This is a genomic window from Thermogutta sp. (assembly GCF_014359955.1).
Lineage (GTDB): Bacteria > Planctomycetota > Planctomycetia > Pirellulales > Thermoguttaceae > Thermogutta.
The window spans coordinates 1-1,771 of the sequence record NZ_JACIYL010000866.1 but is presented as its reverse complement, the minus strand read 5'-3'; the positions used below and the strand labels follow the sequence as shown (position 1 = coordinate 1,771).

General features: G+C 54.8%; 2 protein-coding genes. Both read right to left on the bottom strand.

All coding sequences use genetic code 11. The annotated features are described in order from the left end of the window. A partial coding sequence (locus H5U08_RS17700) for a hypothetical protein (protein ID WP_297036144.1) occupies positions 1 to 680 on the bottom strand: 680 nt, incomplete at its 3' end. A gap of 479 nt (positions 681 to 1,159) precedes the next feature. Next, a partial coding sequence (locus tag H5U08_RS17695) for a tetratricopeptide repeat protein (protein WP_297036141.1) occupies positions 1,160 to 1,771 on the bottom strand: 612 nt, incomplete at its 5' end.

The following is a 1,771-nucleotide window of genomic DNA, read 5'->3' as shown; positions in this document are numbered from 1 at the left end:
TCGCGATACGGCCGTCCCAAGAGGGCTGAGCAAAAAACCCGCCCAAGAATGCGCAAATCGCGATCGCTGTCAAATTCTTCCAGTTGTCGCCGGGGGTTCTCCCAAATCAGCGCGTGTGGATTGATTTTGGAATCTGACAGAAGCCATCCCGGAACGGTGGGTGCCAGCGGATCGTCCCAATAGAATCCCAAATCGGAAAAGGTTACTGTGATTCCATCGTCCCGTTCCAGGACCACAATATTTTCGGGGGCCAGTAATCCAACGGTATGTCGCTGGCCATGGAGATACTCAACAAGGTCCAGTACCTTATCCACTATTTCGTCGAGCAGACGAAGCGGCTCAGGAATTATCGGCGAGTTCGCCGGGATCCGACGCCACTCGTCTTCCCGGCCGCGGAGTTTGTCGCAATACTGGGCGAGAGTGAAAACCCGAGAAGCGGGATCGCCAATCGGCATTTTGAACAAAATGCGCGACCGCGCCTCTTGACGCCAAAAAGGGACACCTTCTGGGAGAGGCGGCGGCCGATAACGTACGCCATCCCGCACGGTGCGCCAGAGGGCCGCACCACCCTCCGACGAGAGGTCCCAACCACCATCCTCCCCAAGAAGCCCCCGCGAAACCTTACGTGCCTCTTCGGCGCTCGTTGCCCCAATGTTTTCGCGTCGTTGATATTGGCTCATTCCCGCTCTCCGGACAGGTACCCCGGAAACACACATAATAAATCATACTTGGCCGTCTGTGCTTTGCAACGGTCGGCCCGATTTCTAAATCCGAATTCCGTTAGTATAGTTTTTGTAAACGGGAGGTTTTGCCCGACTAAAACGTTCAGGACGGTGCGTTGAGATCCTGCTGCTCGAAGGACTAGGTCGCTGGCCGTCAACCGGGCGCTACAGCAAGCTAGCCCGGGGCAGTGAGCAGTCCTTAGGATGCCCCGCTGCATCGTCTTTGACTCAACGAGAACTCTGCGGCTTGGGGACATCCCGCCAATACATATCACGCCATGTCGGTGGCCTGCTTAACAGGCAAGAAATAACACCGACCGCCGAAAGGATTGGCAATGCGACTCCCATTGCCGTGTCGCCTGTGACGACATTTTACCGCGTTATTCGCGATGAATAGTGGTCCAGCTTTGGAATTACCCAAAAAAGGCCTGGGTGTTTTACCGAATTGGCCGCGCATCACTGGCCACGGGCGGCAAGGTCGCAGCCTTGGGGCCTGTGACTCGGGTTGTCCTTAATGCCAGCGCTGCCTTTGGGCGAAGTTTTTCAATCACAGCCCGAAACCTCCCTTGAACCCTTTCCAGTGATTGTGCAATCTCTCGCGTGTTGCTGGACTTTTCATGCAGGACGATCGCTGTGACGATGGAACGCTCCGCATCGTCCATCCTGTTCAGAGCCATTTCTGAAAAGCCCTTGAAATACCATAGGCGTGCATCGTCGGGGTTAATCCCCAAACCCATGTCGAAGAGTTCCAGGGCTTGTGCGTAGTTCCCCTCCCAGAAGAAATGGCTACCTCGACCAAACAATTCGCTGGCTAACTGCGGGGAAACAAATCCTCCGGATGCAGTATTCCCTGATGTGTTAACAGACTCATACGAGACTTGCAGAACAGTCTTCGTTGGATGATTGCCATTCAATGCCTCGGCCTCTGGACCGTTAGGAGCAAAGGCAGCGACCAAGCGAGCGATCAACGGCTCGTTATTCCAAAAGCCATTGGGCACATTCTTGGCACTGGCGAACACGGGTGTGATGGGATAAGATCTGTCCACATA